This is a genomic window from Lysinibacillus sp. CD3-6, assembly GCF_006351725.2.
Classification (GTDB): Bacteria; Bacillota; Bacilli; order Bacillales_A; family Planococcaceae; genus Lysinibacillus.
Genome location: NZ_CP085880.1, coordinates 713976 through 736153, shown reverse-complemented (window position 1 = coordinate 736153; position 22178 = coordinate 713976). Strand labels below are relative to the sequence as shown.

Annotated in this window: 22 protein-coding genes and 1 rRNA gene; all 23 read right to left on the bottom strand. The window is 35.1% G+C overall.

Annotated elements, in window-relative coordinates:
• Window positions 1-110 precede the first annotated feature (110 nt).
• Window positions 111-1662, bottom strand: a 16S ribosomal RNA gene (locus FH508_RS03315).
• 624 nt (window positions 1663-2286) lie between these two features.
• The gene (hpf, locus tag FH508_RS03310; protein WP_173479666.1) at window positions 2287-2838 is read right to left on the bottom strand and encodes a ribosome hibernation-promoting factor, HPF/YfiA family; all 552 of its coding nucleotides are present in this window, start codon (window positions 2836-2838) and stop codon (window positions 2287-2289) included.
• A 90-nt stretch (window positions 2839-2928) separates the two neighbouring features.
• Window positions 2929-3312 (bottom strand): PilZ domain-containing protein, encoded by a 384-nt coding sequence (locus tag FH508_RS03305; protein WP_173479667.1) that lies wholly within the window; start codon window positions 3310-3312, stop codon window positions 2929-2931.
• 239 nt (window positions 3313-3551) lie between these two features.
• The gene (fliS, locus tag FH508_RS03300) at window positions 3552-3962 is read right to left on the bottom strand and encodes a flagellar export chaperone FliS (RefSeq protein ID WP_173479668.1); all 411 of its coding nucleotides are present in this window, start codon (window positions 3960-3962) and stop codon (window positions 3552-3554) included.
• A gap of 74 nt (window positions 3963-4036) precedes the next feature.
• Window positions 4037-4396, bottom strand: coding sequence for a flagellar protein FliT (locus FH508_RS03295; protein WP_173479669.1), 360 nt, complete (start codon window positions 4394-4396; stop codon window positions 4037-4039).
• Window positions 4397-4430: 34 nt separating this feature from the next.
• Window positions 4431-6929 (bottom strand): flagellar filament capping protein FliD, encoded by a 2499-nt coding sequence (gene fliD / locus FH508_RS03290; protein ID WP_173479670.1) that lies wholly within the window; start codon window positions 6927-6929, stop codon window positions 4431-4433.
• Window positions 6930-6951: 22 nt separating this feature from the next.
• Complete coding sequence (locus tag FH508_RS03285; RefSeq protein ID WP_173479671.1) at window positions 6952-7335, bottom strand: flagellar protein FlaG; 384 nt, start codon at window positions 7333-7335, stop codon at window positions 6952-6954.
• Between the two features lie 202 nt (window positions 7336-7537).
• Window positions 7538-8755, bottom strand: a complete 1218-nt coding sequence (gene fliB / locus FH508_RS03280; RefSeq protein WP_173479672.1) for a flagellin lysine-N-methylase — start codon at window positions 8753-8755, stop codon at window positions 7538-7540.
• A gap of 53 nt (window positions 8756-8808) precedes the next feature.
• Complete coding sequence (locus FH508_RS03275; protein WP_173479673.1) at window positions 8809-9489, bottom strand: acylneuraminate cytidylyltransferase family protein; 681 nt, start codon at window positions 9487-9489, stop codon at window positions 8809-8811.
• Entirely contained in the window at window positions 9479-10531 is a 1053-nt protein-coding gene (locus tag FH508_RS03270) for a nucleotidyltransferase family protein (RefSeq protein ID WP_173479674.1), read from the bottom strand. The genes FH508_RS03275 and FH508_RS03270 overlap by 11 nt, the downstream gene beginning before the upstream one ends.
• Before the next feature lie 3 nt (window positions 10532-10534).
• Window positions 10535-11158 (bottom strand): acetyltransferase, encoded by a 624-nt coding sequence (locus FH508_RS03265; RefSeq protein ID WP_173479675.1) that lies wholly within the window; start codon window positions 11156-11158, stop codon window positions 10535-10537.
• On the bottom strand, window positions 11151-12230 hold the full coding sequence (neuB, locus tag FH508_RS03260; RefSeq protein ID WP_173479676.1) for an N-acetylneuraminate synthase: 1080 nt from the start codon (window positions 12228-12230) through the stop codon (window positions 11151-11153). The genes FH508_RS03265 and neuB overlap by 8 nt, the downstream gene beginning before the upstream one ends.
• On the bottom strand, window positions 12227-13354 hold the full coding sequence (gene neuC / locus FH508_RS03255) for a UDP-N-acetylglucosamine 2-epimerase (protein ID WP_173479677.1): 1128 nt from the start codon (window positions 13352-13354) through the stop codon (window positions 12227-12229). Before neuC ends, neuB begins: the two co-directional genes overlap by 4 nt.
• On the bottom strand, window positions 13351-14511 hold the full coding sequence (locus FH508_RS03250; RefSeq protein WP_173479678.1) for a LegC family aminotransferase: 1161 nt from the start codon (window positions 14509-14511) through the stop codon (window positions 13351-13353). Before FH508_RS03250 ends, neuC begins: the two co-directional genes overlap by 4 nt.
• On the bottom strand, window positions 14508-15509 hold the full coding sequence (locus FH508_RS03245; RefSeq protein ID WP_173479736.1) for an NAD-dependent 4,6-dehydratase LegB: 1002 nt from the start codon (window positions 15507-15509) through the stop codon (window positions 14508-14510). The genes FH508_RS03250 and FH508_RS03245 overlap by 4 nt, the downstream gene beginning before the upstream one ends.
• Before the next feature lie 31 nt (window positions 15510-15540).
• On the bottom strand, window positions 15541-16737 hold the full coding sequence (locus FH508_RS03240) for a motility associated factor glycosyltransferase family protein (protein ID WP_173479679.1): 1197 nt from the start codon (window positions 16735-16737) through the stop codon (window positions 15541-15543).
• A 1-nt stretch (window position 16738) separates the two neighbouring features.
• Window positions 16739-17080: a DUF8042 domain-containing protein gene (locus tag FH508_RS03235; protein ID WP_173479680.1), complete on the bottom strand. Its 342-nt coding sequence runs from the start codon at window positions 17078-17080 to the stop codon at window positions 16739-16741.
• 2 nt (window positions 17081-17082) lie between these two features.
• On the bottom strand, window positions 17083-18780 hold the full coding sequence (locus tag FH508_RS03230; RefSeq protein WP_217270375.1) for a motility associated factor glycosyltransferase family protein: 1698 nt from the start codon (window positions 18778-18780) through the stop codon (window positions 17083-17085).
• 102 nt (window positions 18781-18882) lie between these two features.
• Complete coding sequence (locus FH508_RS03225; RefSeq protein WP_139860233.1) at window positions 18883-19695, bottom strand: flagellin N-terminal helical domain-containing protein; 813 nt, start codon at window positions 19693-19695, stop codon at window positions 18883-18885.
• A 200-nt stretch (window positions 19696-19895) separates the two neighbouring features.
• Complete coding sequence (gene csrA, locus FH508_RS03220) at window positions 19896-20114, bottom strand: carbon storage regulator CsrA (RefSeq protein WP_139860231.1); 219 nt, start codon at window positions 20112-20114, stop codon at window positions 19896-19898.
• Entirely contained in the window at window positions 20114-20557 is a 444-nt protein-coding gene (gene fliW, locus FH508_RS03215; RefSeq protein ID WP_139860229.1) for a flagellar assembly protein FliW, read from the bottom strand. The genes csrA and fliW overlap by 1 nt, the downstream gene beginning before the upstream one ends.
• Before the next feature lie 18 nt (window positions 20558-20575).
• Window positions 20576-21139, bottom strand: coding sequence for a DUF6470 family protein (locus tag FH508_RS03210; RefSeq protein WP_139860227.1), 564 nt, complete (start codon window positions 21137-21139; stop codon window positions 20576-20578).
• Between the two features lie 79 nt (window positions 21140-21218).
• Window positions 21219-22133, bottom strand: coding sequence for a flagellar hook-associated protein FlgL (gene flgL / locus FH508_RS03205; RefSeq protein WP_139860225.1), 915 nt, complete (start codon window positions 22131-22133; stop codon window positions 21219-21221).
• Window positions 22134-22178: the final 45 nt, after the last annotated feature.

Here is a 22178-nt window from a genome sequence, read left to right as displayed (position 1 = left end):
AAAGAACAAATTTTGAAGTATTTCATTCGTAAGAATGAACCTTCAAAACTGAACAGCAAAGACGTAATCATTGTTTCGTCCTAAACGAAACATTCCGTTAAAATCCTTAGAAAGGAGGTGATCCAGCCGCACCTTCCGATACGGCTACCTTGTTACGACTTCACCCCAATCATCTATCCCACCTTCGGCGGCTGGCTCCAAAAGGTTACCTCACCGACTTCGGGTGTTACAAACTCTCGTGGTGTGACGGGCGGTGTGTACAAGGCCCGGGAACGTATTCACCGCGGCATGCTGATCCGCGATTACTAGCGATTCCGGCTTCATGTAGGCGAGTTGCAGCCTACAATCCGAACTGAGAACGACTTTATCGGATTAGCTCCCTCTCGCGAGTTGGCAACCGTTTGTATCGTCCATTGTAGCACGTGTGTAGCCCAGGTCATAAGGGGCATGATGATTTGACGTCATCCCCACCTTCCTCCGGTTTGTCACCGGCAGTCACCTTAGAGTGCCCAACTAAATGATGGCAACTAAGATCAAGGGTTGCGCTCGTTGCGGGACTTAACCCAACATCTCACGACACGAGCTGACGACAACCATGCACCACCTGTCACCGTTGTCCCCGAAGGGAAAACTATATCTCTACAGTGGTCAACGGGATGTCAAGACCTGGTAAGGTTCTTCGCGTTGCTTCGAATTAAACCACATGCTCCACCGCTTGTGCGGGCCCCCGTCAATTCCTTTGAGTTTCAGTCTTGCGACCGTACTCCCCAGGCGGAGTGCTTAATGCGTTAGCTGCAGCACTAAGGGGCGGAAACCCCCTAACACTTAGCACTCATCGTTTACGGCGTGGACTACCAGGGTATCTAATCCTGTTTGCTCCCCACGCTTTCGCGCCTCAGTGTCAGTTACAGACCAGATAGTCGCCTTCGCCACTGGTGTTCCTCCAAATCTCTACGCATTTCACCGCTACACTTGGAATTCCACTATCCTCTTCTGCACTCAAGTCTCCCAGTTTCCAATGACCCTCCACGGTTGAGCCGTGGGCTTTCACATCAGACTTAAGAAACCACCTGCGCGCGCTTTACGCCCAATAATTCCGGACAACGCTTGCCACCTACGTATTACCGCGGCTGCTGGCACGTAGTTAGCCGTGGCTTTCTAATAAGGTACCGTCAAGGTACAGCCAGTTACTACTGTACTTGTTCTTCCCTTACAACAGAGTTTTACGAACCGAAATCCTTCTTCACTCACGCGGCGTTGCTCCATCAGGCTTTCGCCCATTGTGGAAGATTCCCTACTGCTGCCTCCCGTAGGAGTCTGGGCCGTGTCTCAGTCCCAGTGTGGCCGATCACCCTCTCAGGTCGGCTACGCATCGTTGCCTTGGTGAGCCGTTACCTCACCAACTAGCTAATGCGCCGCGGGCCCATCCTATAGCGACAGCCGAAACCGTCTTTCAGAATTGTCTCATGAGAGACAAAAGATTATTCGGTATTAGCCCCGGTTTCCCGGAGTTATCCCAAACTATAGGGTAGGTTGCCCACGTGTTACTCACCCGTCCGCCGCTAACGTCAAAGGAGCAAGCTCCTTATCTGTCCGCTCGACTTGCATGTATTAGGCACGCCGCCAGCGTTCGTCCTGAGCCAGGATCAAACTCTCCATAAAAGAAATTTGATTAGCTCAAATTGTTTTGCTGGCATCAATTTTGATGTCCAAAATTTTGTTTCGTTCACTAACGAAGTTAGCTACTAAAAACTATATTGATTACGTTTTGCTTGTTCAGTTTTCAAGGTTCATGTTGCACTGCGTTTCAGCAGCAATACAATTATTATATCAAAATACTATTGTGTTTGTCAACAACTTTTTTAAAAGTTGTTTTCGCTGTCTAAGTGACAGGAGTTTTAATATACCACGATAATACTTTATCTGTCAACACTTTCATTTAATTAATATTTCATCAATATAATTAATCGGTGTTTTACGACAGGATTAAATATTATCATGTTATATATTTAATAGTCAACAAAAACTTATAAAAAATTGCTTTTATATTTTTCTACTATAAGTATGAGAAGTTCTCGATATTATCCCCTTAGATTAAGGAAAGGAAAAATACCAAACTCATTTAGATTGAAATGCATTTCATCTAGCCTCTGGATATTATGTAAAGCTCCATTATCCTACTAAGCCTCAACACATTAGTTCTACATTTTCAAAAGTACAATATACCTTCCTTTAAATTAGGATAAAAAAAGAACCCTCATTAGAAGAGGGTTCTTAATTATTTATTTAAGTTGTTTCAATTAAGCCATACTTGCCATCTTTTCGTTTGTAAACAATGTTAGTACCGTTTGATTCAGCATCAGTAAAGATGTAGAAATCATGGCCTAGCATGTTCATTTGTAAAACCGCTTCTTCATGATCCATCGGTTTTAAATCAAATTGTTTAGTACGTACAATGGAATATTCGTCTTCCTCTGTTACAGTATCAGCTGCTGCCTGCGTTATAGCAAAATAAAGTCCTGCACCTTCACGCTCACGGAATTTACGGTTTACTTTTGTTTTATGCTTGCGAATTTGTCGCTCTAATTTATCAACAATTAAGTCGATTGCAGCATACATATCATTATGACGTTCTTCTGCACGAAGTGTTAAGTTCTTCATTGGAATCGTAACTTCCACTTTTGTTTGCTTGTCATTATAAACCTTTAAATTTACGTTAGCATTGGCGTTAACATCTTCGTTAAAATAACGTTCAACTTTTTCGATTTTATTTTCAACATACTCTCGAATAGCTGGCGTTACCTCAATATTTTCACCACGAATGTTAAAGTTTAACATGTAAACTCCTCCTTTATGACTGCTATACTTCTTATTTCTACACAAGTGTGTGAAATTCCTCTAAAATAATTCTTTTTTTCACAATAAATTTTAAGAATTAATTTTTTTAGCTTTTGCTTCTGCCGCTTCTTTTTTACGACGCAATTTCAGCTCGTCAACAATCAAATCCTCAATAGCGCCTTGATTATTGAAAAATACACCGTATTGTTTCCCATTCCCATAAGGACGGCTCCAAATAACTTCACCATATACTCGAATTTCTCTTGTATCTAGAACAAATCGCAAATCAAGAGGAGAAGGACGTAAACCTAAATCGACCTCAGTAAACATCTTTAAACCCCTTGGACTGATATCCAATAAATCCGCCATTGCAGTTTGCGCATGATTCACTTTTCCATTCTCATATATCGCAAAAGTCATATTAACAGGCTCGTCAAATTTAAAACGAAAGCCTTCTTGACGCTTAAATATCATTTTCCCCACCCCAATACTTTTCAAACATATAGTTAGCTTGATTATGACATGAATACATGATTTTCATCTAGAGGGAATTAGTAACATATTTTACCGTTAAATCACCTAATTTATGACTATATGTAAAGTTCCTCTTGTCGATTTTTGTATAATCTTAATAACTTTTTCGTTTTTTTATTTGCATAATTTGTCTAATAAACAAAAGAGACCATCATCAAGCGATGGTCTCTAATTTTTTATTAAACTTGTCCGTTATTCCCATTACCGAATTGTTGTTGTCGATTAATGCGAATAACTTCTTTCCAAGTATCTCGAAATTCCGTCACTAAGCCTTCAACCTCTTCAATAATGCTAATATCATTTTGGATATTTGCTTCTACTAACCGACGATTCATATATTCATAGAGTGCTAACATATTTTTCGACACTTCAATATCCATATTAAGCGTCGCCATAAGCTCACTAATGATTGCTTGAGCTTTTATCAAATTTGTATTTTTGTCTTGAATATTTTTATCTTGAATCGCAAGTTTAGCTTTATTTAAAAACTTTAAGCATCCATTATAAAGCATTAATGTTAGCTCACCAGGTGAAGCAGTTGTGACACTATTTTGCTTATACGCGTTTTGTGCTGTTAAATTTGCTGCCAATAAAGGACAACTCCTTTTAGATGTTACTTATTTACTATTTTAAACCATTAAACAAAGAAAAGCTAATAGAGAAATTAATTTTTCTTATCGTAATACATCCCGTCCATCACACGGACATTACCATAAGGATTAAAATATTGCACTTCACTTTTTTTCGTTTTTTGAAGGTTTGCCATATCCTGCTTTACTGCGCTCATTACAGCAGCCAATCGTTCTTTAATGCCATTATCTAATTCAAGCAAAGTACGATGAACGCGATCTTGTTCATCATAATGAAAACCTTCTTGTTTCAATCCATTGATAATCGTTCCACGCTTGTCCAACATATTATTAATAGTATCCACATAGTCATCACGATCTTCGCCTTTTGGGATATCACCTAATAATTTATATAGATTCGCAGACGCCTGCAATAGTTGATTTGTTAGTTGCATAAACTTCCCCTACCTTGCCAAATTAAAAACTTTATCAACCTTGAGCAAACAAGCTTGATTGTGAATTAGCTTTATTAATTGCTTGTTCCATCGCTGTGAATTGCTTCCAATAACGAGCTTCAATATCCTCAAGTTTGCTCTTCCAAGTGCTAATTCGACTTTCTGTATCTATAAGGTTTTTCCCAATTACATATTGAGAATCCGTCATCGTAGAACGTCCAGCTTTTTTCTCAATATTCATTTCTAAAGATTTCATCGATTCACGTAATTTTTCTAAATAACCACGTGTATCGACTGTTTTTCCATCCACTACATCCTCTTTTTTACCTTCACTATTTTTAAAGAGTTTTTCGACTGCATCTGGATTTTCTTCTAACGCTTTACGTAATTTAGCTTCATCAATTTGCAATGCTCCGCCATCGCTATAGCTTGTTGTCGTTGTTATTCCAATACTATAAAGTGTATTATACTTAGAGTCATCAATCGCTGGATTTGATTGGTAAATTAATGAACGCATATTTGACAAGCCATTTCTTATAAGAGTATCACCTCGAAGTAGACCACTCTTCGCTTTTTCTTCCCAAAGTTTAATTTCACTTTCGGACATTTCTTCTTTTTGCTCGCTTGTTAATGGCGTATAGTCACGATATTTTGTTTCTTTGGTTTGATCATTGAAATCTTTGATTAATCCATTATAAGTCGTAACAAATTCTTTTATTTTTGTCATGATGTCGTCAACATTCGTTGTCGATGTCATTGTCACGGCTTGTGCTTTTGGCGCGTCATTTACTTTCGTATCATCTATAGTACCATCAGGTTTTAAAATACCAGCTGCATCAGCATCTGCTTTTGCCGTATTTTGCGTATTAGTAGCTTCATTTAAGCGTGTAACAGCGGCTTTTTCTTCAGCAGTTGCAATTAAGTACTCTGATCGTTTAACATTTTGATCCGCTAGCGCATAAAATTTATTTTTTTGATCCGCTGTTAAACCATCCCAAACCTTTTTTTGGTCATCTGATAAATTCTCTTCTTTTATACTACCATCTTGTAAACCTTTTAATACAGCATCACCTAATTGGCTATACTTTTCTTTTAAATCATCAGCTTGAGCTTTTTCTTGATAAGTTTTTAAAGTTGCCGAATCTGTTGCTATTATATTAGTTAAATCATCTTTACTTAAAGATTTTAATGCATCTTTTACTTCTTGTGAAAATTCCGCATTATCGTCAATATCTTTATGAATTTTGTCAATTGAATCATTGCTGTTGTATGGGAAACGTTTTAGAGCATCAATAGCATTTGAATCAAAATCTTTTAATTTAGTACCATATTGTGCGTAATCAGCTTGAGATTTAAATGCTTTTAACTGCGTTGTATCAAGTGAAGATAAAGCTTGTAATTCATCATCTTTTAAAGATTGGAATTTTTCTATCTTCTCAGGACTCATACCACTTTCATCTATTGCCTTCCTCATATCCGCAACTGATTGACCTGCAGATAATTTATCATTAATGAAACTAGCTTCATCGTCTGCTAAACCTTTCCAAAAAGCGTTTCCTAGTTTATTATATTGCACTTGTTGTGACAAAGTTAACGAACTACCGAAAGCATCTGTATAAGCTTGGTTGTGTCCTGCTGTGTAACTATTAATATCACTAGCACCATAAGCCCCTTGTTTATTTGCAAGGTTTGCTTGTTTATTTGCTAAATTAGTAGTAGCATTTTTAAATTCTTCCAAAGCAGCCTTATATTTATCTGCAATTGTTTGAACACCGTTAAATGTTTCTTTTAACGTAACATTATATCCTGAAATATTAAACGTATTTGTTGTTCTTTCTGTTGCAATACCATTCACAGTGAAAATAGCATTTTTTCCTTCTGTATTTTGGACTTTACTAGGATCAGCAAATCCTAACTTATTGAAAATATCTACTCCACCTGTAACTTGGATTTCATCCTCACCTTTAACATCACCAGTGTTTTTGGCAGTAAATGAGAATCGACCATTTTCAAATACGGCGTTAATCCCCGCATTACTAGAATTCACTTTACTAATAAACTGGTTTACAGTCATATCAGAAGTAACTTCAATTTTTGTTGCTTCACTTGCTAATTGACCATTGCTTTGAATAGCTTTAAATTCAATCGTCCCTGTTGCCCCTAAATCCGACATTTTTGTCGTACCGATAGCATTTACTTGATCACCAACTTTACGAGCCGCTGTTGCTAATTGAGAAACCCCTTCGATTGAAAGTGAACCAGCAGCACTTCCAGTTGCAGTAGCAGATACTAAATTAGAGTTTGAACTAGCTGCTGTTTTCGAAAGGAAACTTTTTAAAACTAAATTATCAGCAATATAAGTATCAAATGTTTTTAATTTTGTATTCACACTACGATATGCGTCACGCTGCCACTCATACGTTTGTTTCTTTTGATATAACTTGTTTAATGGTGCTTTCTCCGCAGTCATTAATTTTTTTACTAATGCATCTATATCCATTCCTGAAGCTAATCCACCGATTCTATTTACCATTCTATCTTCCTCCTATATACACTTATATCTTTTCGTCTACAATCATTCCTAATAACTTTTGCATTTCATAAAATGCGTCTAAAAGTTTTTTAGGGGGAATCTCTTTTACGACTTCATCTGTTTGAGTATTTACAACCTGTACGAAATAACGTTCCAAACCGTCATGCAATACAAATTTAGAAGCATTATGATTTACTTGTAAAAACTCATTTACAGTGTCTACGACATTTTGCAGCTTGTCTTTTGATATTTCTTGGTCTTCAGCAGTTGGTAGTTCTTTTGATTGCACTACAGACTGCGATTTAACAGTTGTCATCGGGAGTTCCTCCGAACCAACCTTTTTAGAAAATGTTGATGAAGCTGCAGTTCCTACATCTGTAGATTGTCCTTGAGCTGCAATACGCATAATATGTAACCTCCTAAACATTTCTTGTTCTTATATTTAATATCGGAAGTTATTAGAAATATTTCACCTTTTTACAGTAAACAACTAATGTAGATACATTTCTCATAAAAAAAAACCTCCCGTTAGCAGACATCAAACTAGAGGTTTTTCACAAATTAATCTATTTAAGTATTCTTTCAGAAGTAAAAACAACTAATTAAAATTATTTACTAATCATTACAAACATATGTCCCATCGTTGTATAACCAGAGTCCTCCATACCTTTACGAACACCTTGTAGATAAGTAGAATTATGTTCAATTTCTTTTGCAAGTTGTTGTATACATTCAATAACCATTTCTTGGGTTAATTTTTGCTGTTTCGCAGCCATCCCAATCATATGTAATTTAATGAGTGTAAAGTGAATAACAAGCATCATATAGCTTTCAAACATTGTATTATAATCAAACGGAAATAGATTTTTAAATACATAGTTGACGATATAATTTTCAAGCATATAGCCTTGCTTTTTCATAAATGGTTCATATAATTCTAGATAGCTTTGATTATATTTAGCAATCGATTGATCCATATCCTGCACTTCTTTATTTTCGTCTTCTTCTAATAATAAACCTTCTATTAGTTGATATAGAATGGTTAAATATTTTTCCGATGAGCCAACAGACATGCGATAACGTATTAAATCTCTAGCTAAATTCAGCTGGAAATTCAAGTTCCCATTAACATTTTTTAAAGATTCAATAAATTCATCGTTATCTAAACGTTTTAAATAGTCTTCCATAATTATAGGTAATTGTTGTTCTAAGTCACTTTGCTTTAATTGCTCAATTTTTTGAATAAATAGACCCAAAATTATTAATCGGATTTCAATAGGTTGTTTACGATTTTGCATTAGTTGAATAGTAAAAACTCTTATATCCCAAAACAGTGGATGTTTATTTAAATTAAGTTCACTACCTATCAATCCACGAGTGTCTTTAGGCTCCTCAGTCTCAATGAAACCTAAACCGTCTTCACGCAACAGAACGACTCTTGCTGCCTCAGGGCATGATAAAGTTAAACTTTTTTCGACAAAGGAACCCACTTTTGTAAATTGTCTTGGATAAGTAGCACAAGTGTTACATAAAAACTGTTCACCCAATTCTTTATGAATACCACATAGCCCATCCTCTAACATCATATGACAATTCTTATTTTCGTCTAAAAGTAATTTTGCGTAATTCGAATCATCATTTTGTTTTCGATTACGTTTCACATAATGTTGTAACTTTTCACTTATTTCTGGATGTTTTACTTTACGATAATTTTGATAAGTCTTTTTATCTACTGTTATATTCCATCCTGCACAACAAGTATCCTCACATGCACCACCAATACAACTAAAATCTGAAAAATACTCTGGTATTAAAATTGGTCTCATTATTACACATCCTAAATTCTCTCTTTTTATAATAAATTATTTGATAGTTTGTATTAGATTTTCATATAAAGGTACTCACAAATCTTAAAATCCTCTTCAGTATCAATATCATACGATCTCTCAACTGGCATAACATATGCTTTTGTTTCTTCAGTTAAAAAGTTTCTTGTTTGTTTTAAAAGACTAGTATTAGCTAAATATATAGCTCCATTTAACGTATATACTTTAGGCAAATCTTGACGTCTTGTTATTAAAGATTGTTGTTTCAATAACGGTTGCATTTTAGCAGTATTATCTACCGTATACATCCAATAAGGTGATTGCTCTACTTCACATACACTAACACTAAATTCCGCTTTTTCTTGTAAAAGCTGTTCTATACATCCATCAATATCTTCAACTAAACGCAAAGGCGATGTTGGTTGTAACATAACAACATAATCGTAGTCAGTAAAATGGTCTAAAGCATGTAATACGGGCTCAATTCCAGCAGTTGTATCTTCTGCTAGATTAGCCGGTCTTACAAAAGGAACTTCTTCACCAAATTTACGGGCAATCTGTAAGATTTCTTCATCCTCTGATGAAACTATAACTCTATCAATATATTTAGACTTTTTTGCTTCTTCAATTGTCCATGCAATTAATGGTTTTCCTGCTAACTCTTTAATATTTTTTCGTGGTACACTTTTTGAACCTCCACGTGCAGGTATAATTGCTAAAACTTTAGGCTTCATTTAAAAGCTCCTTAAACTCATTATTGGCTTTATTAAAATCATCTATTTGCCCTATATCTAGCCAGTATTCTCTAATTGGAAATACAGAAGTTTTACTATTTTTTTCAATCAATTTCTCAAATAGAGAAGGCATATCATAAAATTTATCTTGAGGAATATAATCAATTACATCAGGATTTAGTACGTAAATTCCCGCATTTACAAAACTACGATGAATTGGCTTTTCTTTTATTGTCACTAAATCTGTACCATCAGTTTCAATAACTCCATATGGGATTTGATATTCATATTCTCTTACACACATCGTTGCTACAGATTCATGCTCCATATGAAATTGCATAAGTTGATCAAAATTAATTTGTGTTAGCAAATCTCCATTCATCACGAAAAACGGTTTTGTCGGTCTATTTTTTAGTAATGAAAGTGCTCCAGCAGTCCCCATTTTCTTGTCTTCTTCAATATACTCAATTGTTACATCAAATGCTTGTCCATTTTGGAAATAGTCCTGGATAACCTCTTTTTTGTAATTTACAGAAAAGATAAAATTAGTATAACCATATTGTTTAAAACCTTCTATTATTGTTTCTAAAATAGGCTTATTCCCAACTCTAAGCATCGGCTTTGGCGTATCGTTCGTTAACGGTCGCAACCTTGTTCCTAACCCGCCAAGCATTAAAATAACTGTATTTTTGTTTATTGAAGTTTCAATATTATCTGCGAAAAGTATATTTATAATTTTATTATTATCATCTACTATAGGTAACTGCTTAAGCATTTTGGATTTCATTATTTGCTTATATTTGTGATATTTTTGACCGCTTCTCGCACTTATTGGATTTGGATTCATAATAGATGTTATGGTTACATCGAGACCCTCGCCTCGCAAAATACCACGACGAATATCCCCATCTGTGACAGTCCCAAGTAAATGTTGTTCTTCATCCACAACTACTGCAAATTGCAAGGAAGAATCATCAATAATTTTCATAGTATCTAGTAAAGTATGATTTTGATTAACTAATGTTTTTTGCCATTGTTTCATAGATTACACTTCCTTTGCAGGTACGCCAACTGCCTTTATACCATCAGCAATGTTCCTAACCACGACTGCTCCTGCACCAATTAAACAATTTGACCCTATATGAATGCCTTGGATAATAGTTGCACCGGTTCCCACATGTGTCCCTTTTTGTATATGGACACTGCCAGATATTTTAGAACCTGGCGCAATGTGTATATGGGAACCTATTTGACAATCATGATCAATCAGCGCACCAGTATTTATAATACTATTATCGGCAACTGTTGTATTCGTTTGAATAATAGTACCAGCCATTATTTGAACTCCTTGTCCCAATTGAACGGAAGGAGCAATAATGGCTGAAGGATGTATAACAGATTTAAATTGATAATTTTTTTGGGTAAAGATATTAAATATTTTTTCTCGTATTGGTGACGGCTTAATTGTCCCTATAGCAAGTACTAGTTCAATATCAGACGGATTATGTTCTTGTATTATCTCATCAGATCCTAAGTAAGCTAAATCAAAAGCATTCTCTTCTATAGTCGGTGCAGTATACCCGATAATCGTTTGATTCTGTGCAAGTAAAATTTCTGTTAATACAGACGCATGTCCTCCATTCCCAATAATTATAATTGGTTTATTCATCTATTAGCTCATCCTCTTCATATGAATTTGAAGCAATTTCACCGATGAGAGACCAGTATTTCGAAGGTTGGATACCACTTCCAGGTCTTTTTATAGTTAAATTGGTAACAGAGAATATTTCACCTGCTTGTATCGGATTTTTAGCGACTAAGCTTTTCCTTGCAGGAATACGATTTTGAAGTTCTATAGGTGTTGGACTTTTTATGCCATCTCCTAGTGCCTGTTCTACTTCTCTGATTCCTTTAATCATTAACTTAAGTTCTTCTGGATTTAAAGAGGCCACATGGTCTGGTCCTTCTAATGTTTTATCTAATGTGAAATGCTTTTCTATTACTGTTGCCCCCAAACCAACTGCCGCTATAGGGATATTGATCCCTTCAGAATGGTCTGATAAACCAATAGGTAATTGAAAGATTTTTTCCATTTCAATCATTGCTTTTAAATTAATTGAATCCATTTGCGCTGGATATTGTGTTGTACAATGTAGAATTGTTACATATCTTTTTAACGCTTCTTTCGCTTCTTCAGTAGCATAGAAATTAAATACGTTCTCGATCGTAACAGGTTCCTTAGATTTCACTAAACCATATGATATAAATGCTAGTGCCTCATGAATCTCCTCGACAGTTGCCATTCCAGTTGATAAGATAATTGGTTTTTGTTTGGTTGCGATATAATGAATAAACGGTGCATTCGTTAATTCTCCCGAAGGTATCTTAGCCGTTGCAATTGCAATGTCCTCTAGCAAAAAATCGACACTTTCAAAGTCAAAAGGTGTCGATAGAAATTCTATTTGCTCTGTTTTACAAAATGATTGCAATTCAACAAATTCCTCGAACGTTAATTCTAGCTTTTTTAGCATTGCAAATTGAGATGTTTCTTCTTTCAAGTTTTCAACTTGATATGTCGCTTGTTGAGCCTGCTTAGTAACAAGGTTTTCTGCTTTAAATGTTTGAAATTTTACAGCGTCTGCCCCTGCTTCTTTTGCAACCATTACAAGCTCTTTTGCCATTTTCAATGAACCATTATGATTAACACCGGCTTCAGCGATGATATATGTCTTACTACTCATAAATCATAAAACCCCTTTTGAATAGAAAATGATGGTAAATCGCGTAATACTGTAATTATTTTTTCAGATACTATTCCATCACCGAATATATGTTCATACTTATCGCTAAACTTTCTTGCTTTTTCAATAGTATTATATATATTTTCAACATCCATATTTGTATTAAATACTGAATTGGGATGCTCACGCCCTTCTTGACGGTTTCCACAATTAACAGTAGGTGTTTCTAAATAAGGAACTTCTATTAGACCACTCGAAGAATTTCCAATAACAACATCAGCATTCTTCACTGCACTTAAATACTTTAATTGACCAAGTGAGTCAAATAATTTAGCATTACTATGTTTTAAAATGAATTGTTGAATAGATTCATTAATCATCCTTCCCCCATTATCAGCATTCGATTTAGTAAACACTAAATTTATTTCGGGGTAATTTTCTAATGCCTTTAACAACTCGTTTATCCCATTAGTATGACCATTCGTTTCAGGATGATATGTTATTAAAAACATAGGACGTTGCTCATCAAGCTGAAGTTTTTGATATAGTTCATGTCGCGTCAAAAGGTTCAAATTCGCAATATTTTCTATTCCGAGAGCACCGACATTATAGACACATTCTGGAGATTCACCTAATTGAATAACACGTTTACGATGGGATTCTGTACTTGTAAAATGCCAGGTAGCCATTTTTGTAATGGAATGACGAATAGCATCATCATACGCTCCAAATGTACATTCACCTCCATGTAAATGTGCAATAGGTATTTGCATAATAAGTGCCGTTTGAGCGACTGCTAACATTTCAAAACGGTCACCTAAAATGATAATTAAATCTGGTTGTAAACGGTTAAGTGCATCTGCAAAACTAATTGTGGCTAGTCCCATCGATTTCACAATACCAGTGGGAGAATCCGCAGATAAAAGAATTTCTATTTTTTCATTAATCAAAAAACCATCATTTTCAATTTCTTCATATGTGCTTCCAAACTCTGGAGATAGGTGCATCCCTGTTACAACCATCTGTAAGTCAAATTCTTTATCTTCCTGAAGTTTCTTTGCAAGATTGGAAAGTAACCCGTACTCTGCTCTAGTACCAGTTACAATACAAATTTTACGTTTCATCGTAATCCCTCACTTATTGGTGTGCTGGGAATATTGATTACACTTCTATTTAACTGCTCTGTCACACTTAAATCTGATTTCGGGCAGTTTTGATAAATTGCTAAGTGGTGCATCGGTGTCCAAATAGGGCGACTCATTACACCTTGCTCATTTAAAAAGTCCAACACCTCATCACGATTAAATCGTTCATCTAATAAAATTGTTTGTAGCCAATAATTGCTTTTAGTATTTGCAGGCTCTTTAAATAGATGGACGCCATCTAAATTACCTAGCCATTGCTCATAGTGCTTCGTTAATTCGCGTTTTTGTTGTATAAACATCGGCAATTTTTCTAATTGCGCACAGCCTAACGCTGCATTTAAATTCGGCAAGCGGTAATTAAATCCGATTTCATCGTGCTCATATGCCCAGCGATGCGGAATTTTAGCAGTGGTTGTTATGTGTTTTGCATAGTCAGCTATTGCATCATCATTTGTCACAATCGCGCCGCCACCGCCAGTTGTCATTATTTTATTGCCGTTAAAGCTCAATGCACTTACTTTTCCAAAACCGCCTGTATGTTTTCCTTTATAATAGGAACCTAATGACTCTGCGGCATCTTCAACAAGAGTCAAATTATACATTTCACATACTTTAAGTAATCCTTCCACATCAACTGCATGACCAAATGTATGCATCGGTACAAGTGCTGAAATACGTCTTCCCGTTTCTCTATTATAAAGCTGATTATTTTGTATTTTTCCAATTTTTTCTATATAGATTTGTAATTTATCTGCATCTACACCTAAAGTATTAAGAGAAACATCTATAAAATGTGGAACAGCGCCTAAATATGACACAGCATTGGCTGTTGCAATAAAAGTAAGTGACGGCATCAACACTTCATCTTCAGCTTTTACGCCTGCAACTTTTAATGCTATATGCAGTGCAGCTGTACCATTTACAACAGCAACCGCTCGCTTTACACCGACAAATTTAGCTAAATCCTCCTCAAAACGATTAACATATGCGCCAACTGAAGAAACCCAACCTGTTTTTACACAATCCGTGACATATTCAACTTCTTTATCATTGAATGTGGGCTCATGTAAAGGCACAAACTCTTTTCCATAAAACTGCTTTACATTATCTGCAAATTCCAACCATTGCGTATTCATATATTATAAACATCTGCCTTATATTGAGATAAGTTCTTAGGATTTGTAAACCATTCTATTGTTTCTTCAAGACCTCTACGGAAGCCATCTTTGCCACCATATTGTGGCTCCCACCCAAGTAATTCCTTCGCCTTTTTGTTCTCAGCCCAAAGACGTTCGACTTCACTTTTTTCAGGACGAAGGCGTTGTTCATCCGTTTCGATTGTTAAATCTACACCCATAATATCAGCAATCATTTCTGCAGTTTCGCCAATAGAAACCTCATAATTTGATCCGATATTAATGACTTCACCGATTGAATTAGTGGAATTCATTACAGATATAAAACCGTTAACTGTATCTTTTACATAGTTAAAATCACGTGTAGGGCTTATAGCTCCAAGCTTTATGTTCGTTTTGCCACTTGCCAGTTGACTAATAATCGTCGGTATAACCGCGCGTGCAGATTGGCGTGGTCCATATGTATTAAATGGACGAATAATAGATACAGGTGTATCAAATGAGCGATAAAATGACAAAGCCATTTGATCAGCGCCTATTTTTGATGCAGAATATGGCGATTGTCCTTGTAATGGATGCTCTTCATCAATTGGTACATATAACGCTGTTCCATATACTTCACTTGTAGAAGTATGAACAACCTTTTCTACACCTAACTCTTTCGCTGCTTGTACAACATTTAACGTCCCTGTTACATTTGTATCTACATAAGTTGCAGGAGAATGGTAGGAATACGGAATTGCAATTAGCGCTGCTAAATTAAGGACATGCGTACACCCCTTCATTGCTTCTTTGACACCATATGGATCACGAATATCCCCTGAAAACACATCCAATGATGATTTAATATCCGATGATGACTGATCTAACCAGCCCCATGAATTAAATGAATTATAATAAACAAATGCACGAACATCATAACCTTGTCGTACTAATGTTTCCGTTAAATGTGAGCCTATGAAGCCATCGGCACCTGTTACTAAAATTTTTTTTTGCATCACACTTATCCCTCTTCTTCTAAAAAATTATTCATTTTTTTATTAATTGTACAAATTCCTCTTCACTTATCAAAGGAACATTTTTTATTTTAGCTCCTTTAATAGCTGTATTAAATACTTTCACTTTTGTTTTTTCCATTTTTTGATTATACCAATACCAAAACACTTGAAACATTGCTGTTGTATGGATATCACTGCCATCATTTGCTTTTATATTTCTTAAAAAAGTACTATTAGAAGCATTTCTCCCTGATGTAGAATCTGTTGCATGCGTATGATTACCCGAGAATCCCAAATCTTGACCAAATAAAACTACAGTTTCATATCCTAAATATTCAAGTAAGCTAAAAGTTGTAGTCCCTACAGATCCCCCTGTTTCAATTAAAGGTGCATTCCGCTTTTCAGCTTCTCTCTCAGCTAATTTATATCCTTGTTGGAAAAGTATATAACGCTTGCTACCATGTAGTTTTACGCTTTTATAGTTTGCAGTACATAAATAATACAACTCACCATCAAAATTTAAATCTTGAAACTGGAGTATAGTTTCATCATTAGCATCTGATAAAATTGCACCTTTTGGTATAATTCCATTTTTCAATAATTTTTTTAATGCCGCCCCTACAACATAAATATCCACCTGATGTTGATACTTCTTTAACCATCGTATTGTTTCGTCCAACGATGGTCCTGCTGCAACTATACAACCAATAATACGTTGCTTTTTTACTTGAATAATATCGTCATCTAAAATAGTATTGCAGTAAAAATTTTCTTCCATTTTACTAGAATCTCTTTTAAAAGAAAGTTGGTTTATTTTTATCATTTCTAAAATTGAAAATAAGGGATGACTTTGGCCAATCCCTTTAATCCAGACATTTGGAAGTAAAATCTGAACATTATCATGAAGTTCTGTTTGACTAAATTCATGAACTATATGTATATTTTCCTGTTCCCACCAAAGATCAGTATTATGAGCTAAAAACAATTCGTATTCTTGTTTATCAAAATAATATACTGTGACTGGTTTATTTTTACTTTGACTAACAAGAGCCTTTAAATGATATCCTAAACCCAAACCAATTAATACGTAACTTTTTGCCACTGAATTAAACTCAGCATTTATCCAGCGTAAGGCATCTTCTTTTGGTCTGTATTTACTATAGATAAAGACCCCATTAAGTTGTAATGTATGTTCTTCATTTTTAGCTTGTACTACTTGCCATTGCAACTTATTGTACCGTACCATTTGCTTTAACTACTGCTTCAAAAAAAGGTGCTATTTCGTATTCAAACATATCGGCAACTAATACGTAATCTTGCTTTTCTAAGCCATCGTTGACCTCTATTAAAAACTCCTGTATTTGTTCAATATTTAATGCTGCTTCAGCACCGTTTTTTACTAATAGGTCACTTGCTTCAGAAAGCCAAAGTACACCTTCAGAAAAATCTTTAATCGCTGTTAAAGCATTATTTAGATTGTCCTCACGTAAATAGTTAGCAATATATATAGCTCCAACTGGTATCTTCTTTACATAGTCATTATAACTTCCGATTAGTTCTTTAATCTCCATTGTTACTCCCCCATAAGCTCTTCAGCTTCTCTTATTGTATCTAGTGTATACTGAATAGATTGTTCAGTAGCCTTGCATAGTCTGTCATATAACTCTTTATTCTGTTCAAACACACGTTGGTATGTTTGTTCTGGAGTTTCTTCACCTTTTGCCTCATAATTAGTCATAACGTCTAATGTAATGGGATCATTAATACGCTCCATAACTACTTTTTTCATTAATTTTGCTACCTTAATATCTACTTCGTCTAACGTTTTTAATATACTAGGAGCAAATTCTGTAGTTAAAGTATTTTTTCCTAACGCATGTTGAGCTAACTTTAACTCTAAAATAATACTTTTATAAATTCTAATCTCCTCTCTTGCAGTACTTATATAATTAGCCAAATTCTTTTTGTTCTCTTTTTCATTATATAATTTCACTTCATTACTCCGATTTACAAATTGATGACAGAAATGCTCAAAGGATTTTTGCTGAATATTCCTTATCTTCAATCCACCCTCAGTACAATTGAAAATTGTATCAGGGTCTTCAATCTGTTTCATTATTTCCTCAAAGCTTTCTTTCATTGAAAATAATGAGTAATCCGTCATCACTTTATCTCCATAGTAACCTTCTATTTCAAATGCTCCTTGAAAAGTGAGAAACGCTGAATCAGCTGCTTTTAAATTCTTGTTCCCCTCGGCATGCGTCTTACCTTCAGTATAAGCTAAATCCTGCCCTATTAATGCTATTGGTCCTGTAGATAAATAACGAGCAATACTTAATGCAAAATTTGCTACCGATCCACCTCCTAATATATTAGGTAAGTCGATTCCAAGTGTCTTATTTACATGCTCTTTAAACTTATTTTCCCTAGTATCCAAAAAAGCATATTGTCTATTTTTAAAATTTTGCTGTATTTTATAATGACTAGTTGAAGCATACATAAGTTCAGCTGACTTTACTTTTAAATCTTTAAAGTGAGAATTATAATTTATTTCAGAGCCATCGATTGAGATAATATAATCAGGTTCAATATTATGTGTTATTAAAGTATTTACAGTTGAACCTGCAGCAATTAATATAACATTTTTTCTAACACCCTTCAGCATATCGAGTTGCTTAGTTAATGACGGCCCCCCAGATGCAACTATTACTGGACAATTATAATACTTTTCTAATACATTTAACGAACCATTAATATATGTTGGAAGCATATTACGAATACTATTTTCCTGCCAAGTAACACTCAAATCTCTAACTGTATTATTGTAAACAACATTTAGACTTTGTATATCTTTCACCTTTTTTAAAACATTCACATATAAAGAGGAGAAAATTTTATCATAATTGGGGGCACAGATTACATTAATTTTTCTACTAAAAAAGCGGAGCTTTCCATCAATAGCTTCTTGAATTTCATCTAAATTATCTCCAAATACAATATCATATTGTTTAGTATCAAATTTATCAAAAGTAGTAATTGGTTCAATAAATAATATTTTTTCATTACTTATTTTTTCTTTTACTAGCGCATTTGCAAGGTAACCTCTTCCATATCCAAAAATAACATTAATATATTGTTTATTAATTTCTTTCTTAATTAAACTTTCAGCTTCCCGTGAAGGATTATATTTACTATGCAATAAATAACCATTCACTTCAAACGTTTCATTGCCGTCTTTTGCAGTTATACATTTTATATTTAGTAATTCCATAAATCTATCAATCACCTCATTTTGTATATCGGCATTCTTTTAAAAAAATAAAGAAGGCCCTCTCAATTAATAGAGAGAGCCTTCTTCTTAATCATTTAAGAATTATTGTAATAATTGTAGTACACCTTGTGGTTGTTGGTTAGCTTGCGCTAACATAGATTGAGCAGCTTGCATTAAGATATTGTTCTTAGTGAAGCCCATCATTTCTTTCGCCATATCTGTGTCACGGATACGTGATTCAGCAGCTGTTAAGTTTTCTGATGTAGCACCTAAGTTGTTGATTGTGTGCTCTAAACGGTTTTGAACTGCACCAAGAGCAGAACGTTGTGTAGATACTGTTTCTAAAGCTTTGTTGATAGTAGAGATTGCTTTGTTAGCTGTAGATTGTTTGTCAATCTTAACTCCACTTACACCAATACCTTTAGCACCCATATCTTTGATTGTTAATGAAATATTTTGGTCTTTGTTTGCACCAATGTGGAATACTTTAGCTTTAAAGCTGCTGTTTAATAATTTTTGAGTATTGAACTCTGTATCTGTTGAAATACGAGTAATCTCAGAAGTTAATGCATCAACTTCTTTTTGAAGTGCATCACGGTCTGTAGATACGTTTGTATCGTTCGCAGATTGTACTGCTAATTCACGCATACGTTGTAGGATAGAGTGTGTTTCGTTAAGAGCACCCTCAGCAGTTTGGATTAAAGATACTGAATCTTGAGCGTTTTTAGTAGCCATGTCAAGACCACGGATTTGTCCGCGCATTTTTTCAGAGATTGCTAAACCTGCAGCGTCATCGCCAGCACGGTTAATTTTGTAACCAGAAGATAACTTCTCAAGATTTTTAGAAGCTTCAGTGTTGTTGAAAGAAAGGTTACGGTGTGTGTTTAAAGCTGAAATGTTGTGTTGAATTCTCATTTGGAATTCCTCCTTGAATGTTTGTTTTGTTATTCCACATCCGTGTGGAATATTGTCGGTTTAGGTTGTATATATGTACTTCCCTTACCCTACAATCTATATATCGTTAGTAGTTGGAAAAGTTTAATAGTTTTTTTAAAAGTTTTTTTATTTTTTTATGTAATAGATTTGAAGCTTTCATTTACCATTAAAAATAGTAACTATTTTCTCTTAAGTTGTTCTAAAAAATTTGCTGAAGAAGAAAGTGCTTCTTTATTTTGTGCTTGGATTGCTTCAAAAACTTCAGAGCGATGTACTTTTACTGTTTTAGGCGCAACTATGCCAAGTTTAATTTGGTCACCTTCAACTGCTAATATTTTAATTTCGATTTGATCACCTATCATAATTGACTCATCTTTTTTTCGTGAAAGTACTAGCATTATTTCGCACTTCCTTCCAAAGGCAACATTGGATAGCGCAATGGATAGGCTTTACTATCTTGGAGAACGATTTGCTTACCACGTTTTTTATTTATATTTAAAATAACGGGTGCTAATAAGTTTATTGTAGATTCTTGGAATGTTTCTTTCATTGTGACAATGGCATATGGAAGAACATCTTCTTGTTTATCAATTTGTAATTGCTCGCGATCCTCTTCGCTAATATCAAAGCTATAATCTTTTTTGAATGCAAATGGATAGGCAACGACAAAGCCGATTTCGACATGTTGAACAGACTGAAGTAATGCAAGCGGCAGGTCTGCATCGATTGGTAGTAAGACAAACTCTCTTTCTTCTTCTAATCCTAATAAGCCATGTTCAAAAGTCAGGATATCATGTTCAACGATTTCTACTTCTCCTAAAAATTTAGTAGCTATTTTCATATTTTCGGGTGCACTCCTTTAAACGATGACATCAATGTCAACATCTGGTCTTTGTATCATTGTACCAGTTACTTTACCTGGTGTGTATTCATGTATCGGTTTGTTCACTTGGGCGTCAATTACTGGTTCTCTTCGTTGTATATTGACGTCAGTTGTACCTGGCGTATAGTCGATTTTTACGGAATCAACAGATGGCACAAATTTTATATTAAATTGCACACGGTGTGGGCCATGGTTTTGTTTGGCGATATTTTGGATTGTTGCTCTTCCCTGATCTTTGCCGGCGCCCTCCATCATTTGTCGGCCTTCCCTTGCTCTTCGTGCCATACCCTTCATTGCTTCTTGTTTCCCTTTTTGCGCATAATTTGCACTTGATTCTAATGGTCCAATTAAGCCTAAATCACGTCTTGCTTGGGATGAATCAATTTTCAGCACACTGCGTGTTGTATTAATCTCGAGTATAGCGGCAGGCTGTTCAATATGCTGCGTAGCACTTGGTTGTTTAATGTATTGCTGTGGCTTGGCAATATTAAGGTCAATTTGTGCGTCCGTAGTACGAATTTGGATTTGTGGGAGTCTCATGTACACTTCTCCTTTCAAGAAAAGCGTCTGAACAAAATGTTCAAACGCTTGGTTTTATTAGTAGGAAAATCAATTGTATTTATCTAATAAAATCAACTAAAGATTGTTGAATAATTTTAGCGCCGACAGATAATGCTGCCTGATGAATCGATTCTGACGTTACCATCTCTGTAATAGCTTTTGAATAATCAACGTCTTCGTTATTCGATAATTGCTTCGTCACACTAATTTCGCGAATAGATAAGCGGTTTTCCATTAATTCCACACGATTTTGGCGTGCACCAACATCCGCCTGCGTTTCAAGAATTTTATTGTGCATTGTTGTAATGTCATCGTCAGTGCTTGTACTTGTAACACCACCTAGTGTTGAACTAATTTCGTCACTTGTAGCAAGTGGAATTCTATTCGGGTCTAGAACATCTGAAATTTTGCCCATCATATCATCAACACTTTTAAATAAATCCATGCCAGCAGTATTCACTGTCATTTGAATTCCATCATATACTTCAATCTTAACATCTTCAGAATTGACATTTGCATTGTTAAGTGTGCCATTTATAAATAATGGTTGTCCTGTTTTTGTACCACTGAAAATATAGCGATCTCCCACTTTTGTGTTCGCTACATCTTGAATTTGTTTACGAATTTGATCGATTTCGGCTTTCGCTTTCGCTCGCTCATCTGGTGTATTCGTATCATTCGCCGCTTGAATTACCAGCTCACGAACTCGCTTCATCTGCTCGCCTACTTGATTTAATGATTCGTCAGATGTATCGAGCCAGTTGTTCACTTCATTCATATTACGTGTGTACTGTTCAACTTGCCCTAAATCACGTCGATAGCCCATTCCTTTAACTGCTACAACAGGGTCGTCTGAAGGTCTCGTGATTTTAGAGCCTGAAGTGATTTGATCTTGTAGCTTGGACATTTTTCCGTAGCTATTATTTAAGTTTAGAAGCATGTTATTCGATAACATGGATTGTGTTACGCGCATGTTTGTAAAAGCTCCTTCCTTTAGTCGTACTCATTTATTTTTTAG